15 protein-coding genes are annotated in these 15,386 nt (G+C 61.7%); 7 read left to right on the top strand and 8 right to left on the bottom strand.

Annotated features, from left to right (window positions below):
- Positions 1-114 precede the first annotated feature (114 nt).
- On the top strand, positions 115-2,202 hold the full coding sequence (locus F1735_RS04145; protein WP_167235754.1) for a 3-hydroxyacyl-CoA dehydrogenase NAD-binding domain-containing protein: 2,088 nt from the start codon (positions 115-117) through the stop codon (positions 2,200-2,202).
- A gap of 229 nt (positions 2,203-2,431) precedes the next feature.
- Here F1735_RS04145 and F1735_RS04140 read toward each other — a convergent pair whose 3' ends face one another.
- Positions 2,432-2,863, bottom strand: a complete 432-nt coding sequence (locus F1735_RS04140; RefSeq protein WP_167235753.1) for a hypothetical protein — start codon at positions 2,861-2,863, stop codon at positions 2,432-2,434.
- Complete coding sequence (locus tag F1735_RS04135; RefSeq protein ID WP_167235752.1) at positions 2,857-3,426, bottom strand: peptidoglycan recognition protein family protein; 570 nt, start codon at positions 3,424-3,426, stop codon at positions 2,857-2,859. Before F1735_RS04135 ends, F1735_RS04140 begins: the two co-directional genes overlap by 7 nt.
- Positions 3,427-3,610: 184 nt before the next feature.
- Between F1735_RS04135 and F1735_RS04130 the strand changes: the two genes are divergently transcribed.
- Complete coding sequence (locus tag F1735_RS04130) at positions 3,611-4,141, top strand: GNAT family N-acetyltransferase (RefSeq protein WP_167235751.1); 531 nt, start codon at positions 3,611-3,613, stop codon at positions 4,139-4,141.
- Between the two features lie 42 nt (positions 4,142-4,183).
- Here the strand turns inward: F1735_RS04130 and F1735_RS04125 are convergent, their stop codons facing one another.
- A complete protein-coding gene (locus F1735_RS04125) occupies positions 4,184-4,636 on the bottom strand; it encodes a GNAT family N-acetyltransferase (protein ID WP_167235750.1) in 453 nt (150 codons plus the stop codon).
- Between the two features lie 470 nt (positions 4,637-5,106).
- Here F1735_RS04125 and F1735_RS04120 point away from each other — a divergent pair, with 470 nt between their 5' ends.
- Positions 5,107-5,667, top strand: coding sequence for a TetR/AcrR family transcriptional regulator (locus F1735_RS04120; protein ID WP_167235749.1), 561 nt, complete (start codon positions 5,107-5,109; stop codon positions 5,665-5,667).
- Here the strand turns inward: F1735_RS04120 and F1735_RS04115 are convergent.
- On the bottom strand, positions 5,664-6,038 hold the full coding sequence (locus F1735_RS04115) for a DUF6463 family protein (protein ID WP_167235748.1): 375 nt from the start codon (positions 6,036-6,038) through the stop codon (positions 5,664-5,666). The genes F1735_RS04120 and F1735_RS04115 overlap by 4 nt on opposite strands.
- Positions 6,039-6,184: 146 nt before the next feature.
- Between F1735_RS04115 and F1735_RS04110 the strand changes: the two genes are divergently transcribed.
- The 4 genes from F1735_RS04110 to F1735_RS04095 are packed head-to-tail and all read left to right on the top strand — an operon-like array spanning position 6,185 to position 8,740.
- Positions 6,185-6,829 carry a helix-turn-helix transcriptional regulator gene (locus F1735_RS04110; protein WP_167235747.1) on the top strand — a complete coding sequence of 215 codons (645 nt, stop codon included), beginning with the start codon at positions 6,185-6,187 and terminating at the stop codon, positions 6,827-6,829.
- On the top strand, positions 6,826-7,797 hold the full coding sequence (locus F1735_RS04105) for a threo-3-hydroxy-L-aspartate ammonia-lyase (protein WP_167235746.1): 972 nt from the start codon (positions 6,826-6,828) through the stop codon (positions 7,795-7,797). Before F1735_RS04110 ends, F1735_RS04105 begins: the two co-directional genes overlap by 4 nt.
- Entirely contained in the window at positions 7,798-8,331 is a 534-nt protein-coding gene (locus F1735_RS04100; RefSeq protein WP_167235745.1) for a gamma carbonic anhydrase family protein, read from the top strand.
- Between the two features lie 16 nt (positions 8,332-8,347).
- The gene (locus tag F1735_RS04095; protein ID WP_167235744.1) at positions 8,348-8,740 is read left to right on the top strand and encodes a hypothetical protein; all 393 of its coding nucleotides are present in this window, start codon (positions 8,348-8,350) and stop codon (positions 8,738-8,740) included.
- Between the two features lie 55 nt (positions 8,741-8,795).
- Here F1735_RS04095 and F1735_RS04090 read toward each other — a convergent pair whose 3' ends face one another.
- From F1735_RS04090 to F1735_RS04075, 4 genes are all read right to left on the bottom strand, one after another.
- Entirely contained in the window at positions 8,796-10,499 is a 1,704-nt protein-coding gene (locus F1735_RS04090) for an MFS transporter (RefSeq protein WP_167235743.1), read from the bottom strand.
- Between the two features lie 477 nt (positions 10,500-10,976).
- Entirely contained in the window at positions 10,977-12,032 is a 1,056-nt protein-coding gene (locus F1735_RS04085; RefSeq protein ID WP_167235742.1) for a hypothetical protein, read from the bottom strand.
- Positions 12,033-12,619: 587 nt separating this feature from the next.
- Positions 12,620-13,021 (bottom strand): hypothetical protein, encoded by a 402-nt coding sequence (locus F1735_RS04080; protein WP_167235741.1) that lies wholly within the window; start codon positions 13,019-13,021, stop codon positions 12,620-12,622.
- A 58-nt stretch (positions 13,022-13,079) separates the two neighbouring features.
- On the bottom strand, positions 13,080-15,266 hold the full coding sequence (locus tag F1735_RS04075) for a serine/threonine-protein kinase (RefSeq protein ID WP_167235740.1): 2,187 nt from the start codon (positions 15,264-15,266) through the stop codon (positions 13,080-13,082).
- Positions 15,267-15,386 lie beyond the last annotated feature (120 nt).

Below are 15,386 nucleotides of genomic sequence, written 5' to 3'. Positions count from 1 at the left end.
CCGCGCATACGATTACGATGAAAACTCCCGTCTTTCTCCCCACAAAAAATAATACGACCGTTCTATTATGATGTATAGTCGAAGACTGCTGAACCCACTAACAAAGGAAGAGACATGAGCGCCGAATACCTGGTCAATGGCAGCGTTGCCGTCATCACACTGAACAATCCACCGGTCAATGGACTGGGCCTTGAGACGCGTACCGCCGCGGTCGCCGGCATTCGCCGCGCGCTGGCGGACGACGCCGTCAAGGCGATCGTCATCACCGGCGCCGGCAAGGCGTTTTCCGGTGGCGCCGACATCAAGGAATTCAACTCGCCCAAGGCCCTTACCGAACCATCGCTGCATTCGCTGATCCAGGTCGCCGAAAGCTCGACCAAGCCGGTCGTCGCGGCCATCCACACGGTCTGCATGGGCGGTGGCCTCGAACTGGCCCTCGGCTGCAACTACCGCGTCGCCATGCCGGGCGCGCAAATCGCCCTGCCGGAAGTCAAGCTCGGCCTGCTGCCGGGCGCCGGCGGCACCCAGCGCCTGCCGCGCGTGGTCGGCCTCGAAATGGCTCTGAACATGATTGTTTCCGGTACGCCTGTGCCGTCGGAAAAATTCGCCGGCACCGCGCTGTTTGACGAAGTCTTCGCCTCCGACGCCAAGCTGATCGACGCGGCAGTGGCCTTCGCCAACAAGGTCGCCGACGTGCGTCCGCTGCCGCGCGTGCGCGACCGCAAGGTCAACTACCCGAACCACGAAGCGTTCTTGCAATTTTCGCGCAATACCGTCAAGGCCATGTCGGGCGCGTTCCCGGCGCCGCTGGAATGCGTCGAGACGGTCGCAGCCTCGGTCACCAAGAAGTTTGAAGACGGCATCAAGTTCGAACGCGAACGCTTCCTGCACCTGATCCAGACGCCGGAATCGAAGTCGCTGCGCCACGCCTTCTTCGCCGAACGCCTCGCCAGCAAGATTGCCGACGTGCCGGCCGACACGCCGACCCGCGAGATCAAGCAGGCCGCCATCATCGGCGCCGGCACCATGGGCGGCGGCATCGCCATGAATTTCGTCAACGCCGGCATCCCGGTCATCCTGCTCGAAACCAAGCAGGAAGCGCTCGACAAAGGCATCGCCACGATCCGCAAGAATTACGAAAACACGATGAAAAAGGGCAAGCTCACACAAGAGAAGTTCGAACAGCGTGTCGGGCTTATCAGCGGCACCCTGAACTATGCCGACATCGCCCAGGCCGACATCGTGGTCGAAGCCGTGTTCGAAGACATGGGCGTGAAGGAATCGGTGTTCAAGCAACTCGACGCGGTCATGAAGCCGGGCGCGATCCTGGCATCGAACACCTCGACCCTGGACGTGAACAAGATCGCCGACTTCACCAGCCGCCCGCAGGACGTGGTCGGCACGCACTTCTTCAGCCCCGCCAACGTCATGAAGCTGCTCGAAATCGTGCGCGGCGCAAAGACCGGCAAGGACGTGCTGGCCACCACGCTGGCGCTGTCGAAAAAACTGCGCAAGACCGGCGTGGTATCGGGCGTGTGCGACGGCTTCATCGGCAACCGCATGATCGAACAGTACAGCCGCCAGGCCGGTTTCTTGCTGGAAGAGGGCTGCTTGCCGGAACAGGTCGATAAAGCCGTCGAAAAATTCGGCTTTGCCATGGGGCCGTTCCGCATGGGCGACCTGGCTGGCAACGATATCGGCTGGTACATCCGCAAGCGCCGCTATGTGGAGTCGCCAGAGATTACGTACTCGAAAACCGCCGACCTGCTGTGCGAAATGGGCCGCTATGGCCAGAAAACCGGGGCCGGCTGGTACGACTACAAGGCGGGCGACCGCAAGGCTTATGCCGCGCAGGATGTGAACGACATGATCGTCAAGCACTCGGCCGACATTGGCGTCGAACGGCGCAAGATCAGCGATGAAGAAATCGTCGAACGCCTGGTGTATTCGCTGGTCAACGAAGGCGCGCGGATCCTGGAAGAAGGCATTGCCATGCGCGCATCGGACATCGACATGGTCTACCTGACCGGTTACGGCTTCCCCGTGTTCCGTGGCGGCCCGATGTTCTACGCCGACACCGTCGGCCTGGCGAATGTGCTCATGGCGATGGAGAAATACGCCAAGGGCCGCCATGGCGACGCCTGGAAACCGGCGCCGCTGATGGTGCGCCTGGCTGCCGAAGGCAAGGGCTTCAACAGTTGATGTAGCTTCGCCCATTAAAAAAGGCAGCCCGGTAATCCGGCGCTGCCTTTTTGTTGGCCCGCCTGTGCGGGGCGCTAGTCCAATGGCAGGCCGCTGTCCCTGGCCATTTTCGTGACGATTCTTTTGACGCGCGCAAACCCATGCCGGCTCATCTTGACCTGCGTGGTCCCCATGATCACGCCGCCGTCGTCATCGATGTCGCGTACCTCACTGACGAGCGGGCCTGTCTTTATTCATCGGCCGCCGGGAATGCTTTCGCTTTGCATTTTGGGCAATACAGATACACGGTTCGGCCATTGCTCAGCTTCAGCGATCCGGCGCGATATTGCTGGATTTCCCAGGTACCCGTGACGCCGCCCTTAAAGGTGACCTTGCCGCTCGCGTTGCAGGGCGACCAGTCGAGCATGTGCAGGTAATCGTGTTCGGCGACTTCGGCGGCCGTGCCGAGGTACTTGCGAACCTCCTGCGGGCTCAGTTTGAAATCCGCGCATTGCGGCGCAGGCTCGGTGGCCGCCGGGGACGTGGCGCCATTGTGCTCGATAGTGACTTTGGTGACCGCAGCAAGATGCGCATTGCGCATCGTCGGTTCCGTTCCTGAACCATCGGACGCCGCCGCAGAGGCGCTCACCATCAGCGCGAAGACGAAGGGGGCGCTTACCATGATGCGGTCGACGCTTCGGTCATGTTCTTGCGCGATACGTCCGGGTGCCGGAAGACCTCCGTCATCGGTACGCCCAGGGTCGCACTGAGCTCGGCGACCAGCCATTTGAGCGACGCGTTTTGTGCCTCGTTGACCGCTTCATAGACATCCTTGGTGGCCAGGGCGCCAACAATCTCGATGCCCACGCTGTCCTGGTTGGAGGGGTAACGCTCGGGCACCTTCTTGGCCAGTTCCCTTTTGTTTTCCGCCGATGGACTGTACTTGAACTCGGTCGGGCTGCAACGGTGCTCGGCAACACAGCGCGCTTTCAGCTTGCCCACGTGCCAGGTCTGCTTTTTCAAGGACGCGCACTGATAGATCGATCCATCCTTGTCGATCAAAAAATGCGCGCCGTTCGCATTGGGCAAGGTGTAGCTACTCAAGCTTGAGGCGCCAGTCGAGCCGCCAGTCTGATGCACGATGATGCCGTTTACCTTGGTCAACACCCCGTGCTCGATCACAGGGCGGGGCGTGCGCGTCACGCGTCCATTGACAATGTAGCCTTGACTGTCCACATTCAGCATGAGGTCACCTCTTCTTGGTTATCGTAGAACTTTGATATTAACTATAAAAACACAATTGAGCTATAAATAATAACGCGCGGCAGCATCAAGCGGCAGCCCGGCAACTCCCGCCCTGCCGGCGTTTGCCTATGAACGGTTCTTTTTCTTCAGCAAGATCGAGTGCGAAGAATCAAGGAGCTGAAACATGCGCAACATGCACATTGCCCCACTCGCGGCCACCCCGGCATTGATCGACGTCCTCGCCGGGCTGCTCACCGACGTCGTCGCGCAAGGCGGCTCGGTCGGCTTCATGCATCCGCTGGCCCTGGCGCAAGCGCGCCTCTTCTGGGAACGCGCGCTGCAAGCGGCGGCGGACGGCCAGCGCATCGTGTTCGGCGCTTTTGAGGACGATCACTTGGTGGCGACAGTGAGCTTGCTGCTCGACTGCCCGCCCAACCAAGCGCATCGCGCGGAAATCGCCAAGATGATGACCTTGCCGCGCTGTCGTGGACGCGGCATCGCGGCGGCCCTGCTGCGCGCCGCCGAAGCGGCTGCCGTGGCACGCGGCAAGACCTTGCTGGTGCTCGACACCGCCAGCGAGGGCGGCGCGGCCGGGCTCTACGCGAAACACGGCTTCACGCTGACCGGGGAAATCCCCGGCTACGCGCTCAAACCCCACGGCGGCCTGACGGGCACGCTGTTGTACTGGAAGCGGATCGGGAAGCAGAACGCCTGACAAGCGACTCGTCGCGCTGCCTTGAGATTCTTTCCGGCGCGCTTATCCAGCAATGGGGTAGACATAAAAGAAGTCGTCGTCGCGCTCCCAGCCTTTCGCCTCGTACAGCGCTTGCGCCCTGGTGTTGGTGTGCGCGGTCGACAGGGTGAGACGGATTGCCCCAACCGTCTTCGCAAAATCGACGGAAGCGGCAATGAGCCGGGAGCCGACGCCCTTGCGACGCCCCAGTTCATTGACAAACAAATCATTCAGGATATAGATCCGCCCGAGCGACACACTCGAAAAACTCGGGTACAACTGCGCAAAACCGACTGGTTCGGCGCCTTCATGCGCGATCAACAAGACCGATTCGCCGTGATTGAAACGGTCCGTCAGAAACTGCTTCGCAGCCGCCACATTACTGTCGCGTTCATAAAACTGGCGGTAGCCATCGAATAGAACTGACAATGCGTCAAGATCGGCAAGTACGGCCTGGCGAATATGAATCGTGCTCATGCGGTTATCATCCATGTAAGGTGTTCAAAAGCAGCTTATCCTGCTCAAATTGCAATGTATCATCAAATTTCGACTAGGATTGAGAGCAATGGATGAGGCGATGAAGAAGGAAATTGCCGCGTTGGGGTACACGGCGCACGACTTGACCGAGGCCGCCTAGCGCAGCCACCCTTCCACGCGCGGTGAAGCGGGGTGGGCGGACAAGGAGCCGATACTGCTGGCTGACATGGCGCTCCACTTGCTGCAAACGGCGCTCAGGGACGGCGCGCTGCCAGCCGATTTGCCGACCAGTTCATCCCGGAGGACGGCGTGAAAGCGCTTGCCGACCGCCTGTCTGCCCCCTGACGGCAGAATGTCCTTGGGAACTGCTGGTGGAAGACGGCGCATTATCGCCTCTTTCCACACCGTAAGGCATGGCAAGCATTACATCAAGCATTGGAGTTGCCAGGACCATTCGGTATGATGACGGCATGGACGATAAAAAGAACCGACAAAGCTGGCTCGGCGCCGGCTTGCAGGCACTGGCCGACGACGGCCCGGAAGGTTTGCGCATCATGACGATCGCGCAAAAGATGGGCGTGACCAAGGGCAGTTTTTACTGGCACTTCAAGAATCTGGAAGATTATCAATCCGTGCTCATGGAAGAGTGGGAGCAGGTCCACACCCAACAGGTGATGGATATTGTCGACCAGCAGGATGTGGATGTCGGCAGCAAGCTCGGCAAGCTGTTCACGGGTGGCCCGCCGCACCTGTTTACGCTGGGCCGGGCGATCCGCGCATGGTCCATGACCAATGAACAGGTGAGGCAAGTGCAGGAACGGGTCGACCGCAAGCGGGTCGATTACGTGGCGCGCCTGTTGACCGATATCGGCTGGCCGGCGGACCAGGCGCCCGTGATTGCGCGCTGGAATTACTGCGCCTTTATCGGGCACGCCGCCATTGGCGCGCCGGAGATGAGCGAGGCAGAGATTGGCATCGTGGTGCAATTGCTGACGCCGCCGCGCAAAGGGTCGCTTCCGCCAGGCGGCTAGGCGATCCAACCCTCGCCAATGGCAATGAGCACGGCCGAGACGGCGACCAAGCCCCATAGCGGTGAGCGGGGAAAGGCGGCGACCCCCACGGCGCCGGTCGCGAAGCCGTAGATCCCGACCAGCCCCAGTCCGGCCGCATCGGCGGCGCCGGCGGCGCGCCAGGCAAGGTGGCCGCACAAGACCAGCGGCGGGCCGAACGCGATGAACCAGAAGGCAAGTCGGCGCTCGTCATTGGCGCCGAACCGGTTGAACAGGCCTTCGCCCCAGGCTGCGCCCAAGGCTTGCCGGAATTTCGCCACGCCAAACACGATGTGCAACATGCCGAGCACGAACAAGGTGGCGGCGGCGATATGTCCTGAGGAAATTGTCATGGTTTCATCCTATGATGCAAGCGGCTTGATTTGTCCATACCTTGAGGTATGGGCATCACTATACGGGCAATGCATCTCATTCGTCAATACCGTGCAGTATGGTAAAGTGGATTGACATTTTGTTTGTTGGTGACATAATGTCAGGCATGACCCTCACCGAAAACGAACTGCTCCTGCGCGAAGGCAAAAAGATTGTCGATGCCCTTGGCCGCACCCTGGCGCCGATGGTGGAGGTGGTGCTGCACGACCTGACTCGTCCGGCGTCCTCCATCGTGGCGATCTCGAACAGCTTGTCCGGGCGCGAAGTGGGCGATCCCACCACCGAAATCGGCATGGCCCGGATCACCGATCCCAGGTTTCCCGATATTTTGCAGAACTACGCCAACCAGTTTCCCGACGGCCGCGCGGCGAAAAGCACGTCAATTGGCTTGCGCAACAGCGCTGGCGACTATGTTGCCGCACTGTGCCTGAATGTCGATGTGTCGATGCTTGCCAGCGTCGTCGCCAGCCTGTCGCAGCTGGCGCAAACCCAGGCCGAGGTGGTCCCCGTGCGCGAATCGCTGGCGTCGCCGCGCCTGGACGAGCTGCGCGCCACCCTCGAACGCTTTGCCGCCGGCCTCAACAAAACCCCGCGCGCGCTCACGCCTGCCCAGCGGCGCGAGGCCGTGCAGCAACTGGCCGACGCCGGCCTGATGGACCTCAAGAACGCCCAGGCGGTGGTGGGGGCCATGCTCGGCGTTGCCCGGCCCACCGTGTATTCCTATCTTCCACAGAAAGATCCATCGCCATGATCCAGCTTCCCATTTCCTTCGACGACGTGGCGCGCGCGCACGAGCGCATCGCCGGCGCGGTCCACCGCACGCCGGTATTGACCTCAAGCAGCGCCAACGAGCGCACCGGCGCGCAGATTTTCTTCAAGTGCGAAAACCTGCAGCGCACCGGCGCTTTCAAGATCCGCGGCGCCTACAACGCGCTGGCGCAATTTTCGCCCGAGCAGCGCGCCTGTGGCGTGGTGACCTATTCGTCCGGCAACCACGCGCAGGGCATCGCGCTGGCGGCCAGACTGCTCGGCATCAAGGCGGTGATCGTCATGCCGCTCGACGCGCCCGCCATCAAGGTGGCCGCCACGCGCGGCTACGGCGCCGAGGTCGTCACCTACGACCGCTATACCGAAGACCGCGAAGCGATCGGCAACGCGCTGGCGCTTGAGCGCGGGCTGACCCTGATTCCGCCGTACGACCACCCGCACGTGATGGCCGGGCAGGGCACCGCCGCCAAGGAACTGATCGAAGACGCCGGCCCGCTCGACGTGCTGCTGGTGCCGCTGGGCGGCGGCGGCCTGCTGTCCGGTTGCGCCACCGCCGCCAAGGCGATGAATCCCGATTGCCGCGTGCTGGGCGTCGAGCCCGAGGCGGGCGACGATGGCCAGCGCAGTTTTCGCAGCGGCCAGATCGTCCACATCGCCACGCCCGACACCATCGCCGATGGCGCCCAGACCCAGCACCTGGGCCAGCATACCTTTGCCGTGATCCGCGCGCGGGTGGACGATATCCTGACGGTGCCGGACGCCGAACTGGTCGCGGCGATGACGTTTTTCGCCGGTCACATGAAAATCACCGTGGAGCCCTCCGGATGCCTGGGCGCGGCCGTGGCGCTCGATCCGCGCATGGACTTCAAGAACAAGCGGGTCGGCGTGATCGTTTCGGGCGGCAATATCGACCTGCAACGCATGGCAATGCTGATCCAGAAGGCGGCTTGAATGGCGCTCGCTTCCTATCTCGGCGTACACCCGCGCATTGGCGCGCAAACGTATATCCACGCGTCGGCGCAGGTCATCGGCGACGTTACCCTGGGCGACGATTCATCGATCTGGTGCAATGCGGTGGTGCGCGGCGACGTCAATCACATCGTGGTTGGGCGCTGCTCGAATATCCAGGATTTCGTGATGTGCCATGTCTCGCACAAGAACCCCGGCAAGCCGCTCGGTTCGCCGCTGGTCATCGGCGACTACGTCACCATCGGCCATAACGCCATTCTGCACGGCTGCACCATACAGGACGAATGCCTGGTCGGCATGGGCGCGATCGTGATGGACGACGCCCTCATTTCGTCCCGGGTCATGGTCGGTGCGGGCAGCCTGGTCCCGCCGGGCAAAGTGCTGGAAAGCGGCTATCTGTATGTCGGCCGCCCGGTACGGAAAGTGCGCGCCTTGACGCCGGAGGAGCTGGCCTTCCTCACATACTCGGCCGAACATTATGTGCGCGTGAAAAATAACTACCTTGGCGCGACCTAGGCATGGCAGTGCATCGATGACGGCATTGGCTGTTTTGCTGGGGCGCGTGAATGCGGCCTTCGGATGGGACTTCGCCTCGTTCTCGGCCCTGATCGAGCAGTTGGTGCCGCCCGGGCGCTGGCGCCGCCCGCATGATCCGGCGTGCCAGGCCGTGGCCGACAGCGCCGCCTTTTTGCCCGAAACGCTGTACGTGGTGAGCGACGAATCGTACCGGGAAGGCGTGGGGGCATTCGCCGTGCGGCGTGACGACTTGTCCGGCTTCATCCGTGCTTATCCCGAACGCCATGGGGTGGACATGTTCGATAGCGACACCTTCATTATCGGCATCGACTCGAAGCTGGTCTGGATGTTCCATCACGAAGGCGTGTGGACCCTGTTCGATGGCAGGCGCCCCGCGGCGGTACGCTGAGACAAAAAAATGCCGCTCACGAGAGCGGCATTTTTCATAAGTGAAGCCGGATGGCTTAATCGGCGGCGTAAATGTCGTTGTCCTTGGTTTCGCGGACAAACAGGCCACCGATGACCACCGTGACCAGCGCCACGATAATCGGATACCACAGGCCGTAGTAAATATCGCCCTTGTACGCAACCAGTGCGAACGCGGTAGTTGGCAGCAAGCCGCCGAACCAGCCGTTACCGATATGGTAAGGCAGCGACATCGAGGTGTAGCGGATGCGGGTCGGGAACATTTCGACCAGCATGGCCGCAATCGGGCCGTACACGGCCGTCACATACAGCACCAGGATAAACAGCAGCAGGACGACCATCGGCTTGTTGATCTGGTCCGAGTCGGCTTTGGCCGGATACCCGGCGGCCTTGATCGCCGCGCCGACATCGGCTTTCAGCGTTTTTTCCTTGGCTTTGCTGTCGGCGTCGAAATCCAGGTCGCCGGCCGTCATCCCGGCGGTGAAGGACGTAAATTCCTTGTCGCCGATGCGCACCTTGGCCAGCGAACCGGCCGGGGCGTCATCACGCGTGTAGCTCACCGATGCCGCCGTCAGGATGCCGGTGGCGATATCGCACGAGGACGGGAACTTTTCGGTTCCGGTCAGCTTGAACTGGAAGTGGCACGATGCCGGATCGGCCACGACCACCACCGGCGAACTTTGCAGCGCAGCTTCCAGCGCCGGGTTGGCGTAGTGGGTGATGCCCTTGAAGATCGGGAAGTAGGTAACCGCCGCAATCGCGCAGCCGCCCAGGATGATCCACTTGCGGCCGATCTTGTCCGACAGGGTACCGAACACGATGAAGAACGGCGTGGCCAGCAGCAGCGAAATGGCGATCAGGATGTTGGCCACCGCGCCGTCGACCTTGAGCGTCTGGGTCAGGAAGAACAGGGCATAGAACTGGCCGGTGTACCAGACCACGGCCTGGCCCATGGTCAGGCCGACCAGGGCCAGGAACACGATCTTGGCGTTCTTTGGCTGGAGGAAGGCTTCCGACAGCGGCGCCTTGGAGGTCTTGCCTTCGGCTTTCATCTTGGCGAATGCGGGCGACTCGTTCATCGACAGGCGGATCCAGACCGACACGGCGAGCAGCAGCACGGACACGAGGAACGGGATGCGCCAGCCCCAGGCCGCGAACTCGGGTTCGCCGAGGGCGGTACGGGTGCCCAGGATCACCAGCAGCGACAGGAACAGGCCCATCGTGGCGGTGGTCTGGATCCACGAGGTGAAAAAGCCGCGCTTGCCGTGCGGCGCGTGCTCGGCCACATAGGTTGCCGCGCCGCCGTATTCACCGCCCAGCGCCAGGCCCTGCAGGATGCGCAAGCTGACCAGGATGATTGGCGCGGCAATGCCGATCGATGCGTAACTCGGCAACAGGCCGACGATGAAGGTCGAGGCGCCCATCAGCAGGATGGTGACCAGGAAGGTGTACTTGCGGCCGATCATGTCGCCGAGGCGGCCGAACACCAGCGCCCCGAACGGACGCACGATGAAGCCGGCGGCGAAGGCGAGCAGCGCGAAAATGAAGGTGGTGGTGGGGTCGCCGACGAAAAATTGCTTGGCGATGATGGGAGCGAGCGAGCCGTACAGGTAGAAGTCATACCATTCGAATACCGTGCCCAGGGAGGAGGCAAAGATGACCTTGCGCTCTTCCTTGGTCATTCCCGCGTCGGCGGGATTCCCCTTGCGCCCGTCGATCGCGTTGCCAGGTGTAATTGCCATAGATGTCTCCGTGTTTAATATAGTTATTGCGTCATCGGAATAGCCGTGTTTGTCCAGCCGGATCCGAGTGTGGACTCCCAAACTTACGCGATGCTTGCTTGGAACTTACATGAAGCTGACTTTTCCGATGTCGAAAACGCAGGTGTTTTGTGTAAATACAATGACGTGTTTACCGAAAGAAAGCGGTGATGCGCCAGTGACCGTTGAGATGGCAATAGTGCTGAAAACGGTGAAGTTCGGCACGTTGACATTGGTTACCATGCATTTTCGGATATCCAGCGTTACGCGAGCACATCCTCGCGGGCGTGGATAGAAAAATGCCTAGGAGTGGCTCCCAGGCATTTTTTTGGCGGCTGTTTTTGAGGTGCTGGTGCCACTGGCCTGAACAAGCTGTCCGGTCTCCAAGAAAAGAGGGCGCGCTCCGGCGCGCGGCCTCCGGCGCGCGGCCTCCGGCGTTCACTTGCTCAATGCGCCGCACTATTTTTGATACGCAATGGTCGCGCCTTCTTTCAGGGCTTCTTTCAGCGTCTTGAGCGTCTTCGGTCCATTGTACGAGAAATTCCACGTGCTTCCACCGTCGGTGGTGCCATTCGCTGTGAAACTGATCCCGCCGACGATGAATGTCGTGATCGCCACTGCGGCGGTGGCCAGCACCATGGCGCCTGTCACAACGATCATGTCACCGGTTTCGGCATCGATCGTTGCCGGTCCCCAGCTAACGCGTTTGACCGTGTCATTGATGGAGGGGGAGGTGCCGCGTTCCTTGCCATCGCCGACCGCGTAGTTCACCAGTTGTGCGTGAGCGATCGCGAGCTTGGCATGGCTGTGAATGAGCAGGTCGACATTGGCGTTGCCGGAGCTGCCGGGATTGGTGCTAGAGACATGCCAGTATCCCTGGCTGTCCAGCATCACCCATGCTTCATTGCTCCCAGAAAATTGGTTAGTGCTGATGGTGGCGCAGTCGCCGGAGATGGTGTTCATCTCGGCCAGCGCGTTGGCCGAGAAGGTGCCCGTAGCGACATAGAACGACAGGGTTGGGGTGATGGTAGTGACGTCGCCCGGATTGGGCGCCCAGGTCACTCCCATGAAGCCCTGGGCACTTTCAACGCCAAACGACTGGCTTTCGTACCAATTATTTCCGGCATTGATTCCGGCGTTGAAGTGATTGCTGGCGATACTGAGGCTAGTGCTTGGCCCCCCCTGACTTGCCATGGCAAGCGTCGGACCTTGCGCGGGAGGGGTGGTTGCATAGCCTGCAGTCCAGGCTTGACCCAGCTCGACATTTTCCGTGACCTTGGAATCGACCACGACATTCAGGCCAACTGCGAGATTCGACGCATCGGCGCCGATGCTGAACTGCAGGGGAATGGTAAAGGAATTGTCCGACGGCGAATTTGGCACAACGCTCAAATTCGCTGCCGAGTTTGCATACACCGTGGAGCCGACATTCATTTCAGGCGCGCTCAGAAAGCACCAGAAATCTTGGGTCGCCATGCTCTGGTTGACGATGTGGATTTTGTACTGGGTTGTCATGATTTATCCTTGAGAAAGAAAATGTTGAGGTTAAGCGGTGATGCAACTTACCGGCTAATGGTTTGTTGCCGCCCGCATCTTCACTATCGCAAGCAGCGTGCCAGCAAAAAAGACCGCTTTTATGCCTGCTTTTTCAGGGTTTTCATGTCTAATCCAGCCTTTGTTGACATATCAGTGTCTTGTTGACACGCTTTCTTTACACCATGGATATGAAAAAGAGTGGCGCCCGGCATCCCTCGCGCTTTCCAGGAACCTATGGAAGTACTCATTTAGTCCATTTTCCCGTTTTCCAGGTTCGCCCCAAGTTCAGCACAGGGTGACTGTCAAGGTGCAGGTTTCATGGGCAATTTACGTGAACCGGGCCATGCCGTCATTTGCCGTGAATTCGAGCCGGGAATCCCGGCGAATGCGAGCATGGCGCTCTTGAAACGCCAGGGAGCGCGCACTCGCGGCCAACGCGATACTGGCGCGCTGTTGCCGGCCGGTCGGCCTCGGCTACGAGCTGGAAGGGAGAGGGATGGCGCGCGTCGCAGCCGCACAGCGGCGCTGAGATGGGAGGGGCGGCGCGCCGCGCGCCGGTCGCGGCGTCAGCGGGTGTTCTTCTCGTTGGGGATCGATCCGACCTGCAGTTCGGGATCGGGCAAGAGATGGAACTCCCACTGTCCGCTGTTGTTCCTGGCGTAAAAACTAATGTAGAAGCACCAGTCGCCGCTGATGACATCGAATGACACCACGCTGTTGTTGATAATCGGAACGGCGCCATCGACCACGCCGTTGAACGGCGATGATGCCTCGGGAAGGTGCATGTTCGTCGCCATCAATTTGCCGTTATGTATCTCGATCGGCTCGTTCTTGCATATGAATATGAACTTGAGCGTATCGCCGCTCTGGGGGTTGTAAAGACCCGTCGGAAGGCGGGGGCAATTCGTGGTGAAGGTGGCGATCTTGACGCCGCTCTTGAAGGCGATGGTAAACGTATATTGCGACATACACTTCCTTTCCAGAACTACAAAGGGGCGGGCTTGCGTCCGCGTGGACCGATCGGTGTCAATCGGCGTGATAGGCCGGATCGCGCCGCAACGCGATCAGGTCGGGTTCAGCCTCGATGAACTTGACCGGATAGCCCAGTTCCCTGGCTTTGAGAATGGCTTGCAGCGCCAGGCGGCGCTGGCCGATGAGTTCATACGCGAGGCCGGCGTAAAAGCGCACGTCGGCGCTCTCCGGCGCCAGTCCGAGCGCGCGCGTCATCAAGTCCATCGCCTGCGCCTTGTCGCCGGTGCGGGCGCAATACATTCCCATGCGGTAGACCAGCGTGGCGTTGCCGGGCGCGCGCTGCAACTGCGGCGCCAGCAAGTCGCGCGCCCTGGCATAGGCGTTGCGCGCCTCCGCTTCGCGCCCGGGAATCCACTGCAAGGCGTCGGCCAGGTTGGCCCAGTTGAGGTAATCGCCGGGCGCGCCGCGCGTGGGCGAGACGGCATGCTCGAAGGCGGCGGCGGCGGCCACGTAGTCGCCGACGAGAAACATGGCGTTGCCCAGGTTGCCGTACAGTTTGGCGCTCGGCCGGACCTGCAAGCCTTGCTGCAGCACGGCGAAGGCCTCCTCGATGCGCTGCTGGCGCAGTAATGAGGCGTTCAGGCCGGCATAGGAGGCGACCGCGTCCGGCTCAAGCACGATGCTGCGGCGGAAGGCCCGCTCGGCGTCGGCATATTCGCCCCGGGCGTAATGCAGCGCCCCCAGTTCGTCTTCGAAGGCGCGCTCGGTGGGAAAACGCTGGCGTGCCTGCGCCAGCGCCTTGAATGCCTCGTCGAAGCGGCGCGCGTGGCGCAGGATCTGGACCTTGCCGTACCACGCGAAAAAGTCGCCATGGTCGAGGCGCAGGGCGGCCTCGATTTCGTGCAGCGCCTGGTCGTGGCGGCGCTGGTTCAGGAATACCCAGCTCATGGCGGTATGGCTCAGCGCCAGCTGGTCGTCCAGTTTCAAGGCTTGTTGCGCGCTGGCGGCGGCCTTTTGCAACCAGTTTTCGTCCTGGGTATCGGCCATGTAGCGCAGGCTGTAGCCGAGCGACAGTCCGGCGACGGCGGCGGCGTTCTCGGCACGGTGCGCGAGAACGCGATGGAAGCGCGCACTGCCGCTTTGCAGGCTGCCCGGGCGGTCATGCAATTTCAGTTCGGCCAGGCCGAGTTTGAGTTCGCCCGCCTCGGAGTAGGGCGTCAGGGCGGCCTCCACAGCCACCAGCGCTGGCGCCGCGTAGCGCCAGGCGGCGCCGGCCAGCACGGCGACGGCCAGCACGGCGCAGCCCGCATAAGCCCATGCCAGGCGAGGCCGCGCGCGCGCCTTGGGTGGCGGCGCCGCATCCGGGGCGGCCGGCGCCGGCACAGCGTCGGCCAGTTGCCCCAGCCGCAAGCGCACCTGCGCCATGTCCGGCAAGCGCTGGGCCGGCTGGCGCGCCGTCATGTCGCAGATCAGCTCGCGCAGCGGCGTGGCCAGGCCCGGCGTAAAGCGCCAGCTGCGCGGGTCCGACTGGATCTGCGCGGCCGCCAGCGCCATGCCCTTCAAGTCGTCGAAGGGGCGCGCGCCGCACAGCAATTCGTAGAAGATGACGCCAAGCGCGTAGACGTCTCCCTGCGCGTCGGGCCGCGCGCCGAGCAGGCGTTCCGGGGCCATGTAAGCGATGGTGCCTTGCAGGCAGTCCTGATGCAGCGAGGTGGTGATCAGCGGGTCCTGGAGTTGCGCCAGGCCAAAATCGAGGATGCGCAGCCTGCCGCCCGGTTCGATCATCAGGTTCGACGGCTTGAGGTCGCCATGAATCAAGCCGCTGGCGTGCGCTTCGCACATCGCATCGACCAGTTGCGTAAGCCAGTCGCAGGCGGAAGCGATGCCCGGCAGAGCGTCCTGGAGGACTTCCTTGAGCGTTCGGCCGCGCACCAGTTCCATCACGATGCCGGGGGCGTCGCCCGTTTCCTCGATCGCATGCACCTTGACAAAGGCGGCATGGTGCAGGGAGGCGGCAATCCGCGCTTCGCGCATCAGGCTGCTATCGGACGCTCCCGGCACGCTGTGCTTGGTAAATTTGATGGCGACGCTGCGCCGCAGCTTGCTGTCCCAAGCTTCGTAGACGACGCCGAAGCCGCCTTCGCCAAGGCGTCTGCGGATGTCGTAATGCGAGGGCAGCGGCGGTGTTGGCGCGAGGCTGTCCGGTTCGCATGGTTTCTCAACTTGGGTCAGGGTGGTCATTACGAGTCCACATGCGCTGTTTTATCAATATTGCCACATATCCCGATCGGCAAGTAAGTAAGCGCGGTAAAGATCGTATTGTGGCGGGCGCTGCGCGGCGTATGACGTAAAAAGGCAACA

This window comes from Massilia genomosp. 1 (assembly GCF_011682185.1).
In the GTDB taxonomy this organism is placed as follows: Bacteria; Pseudomonadota; Gammaproteobacteria; order Burkholderiales; family Burkholderiaceae_D; genus Telluria_A; species Telluria_A rubra.
This window is presented reverse-complemented; position numbering and strand designations above follow the sequence as displayed.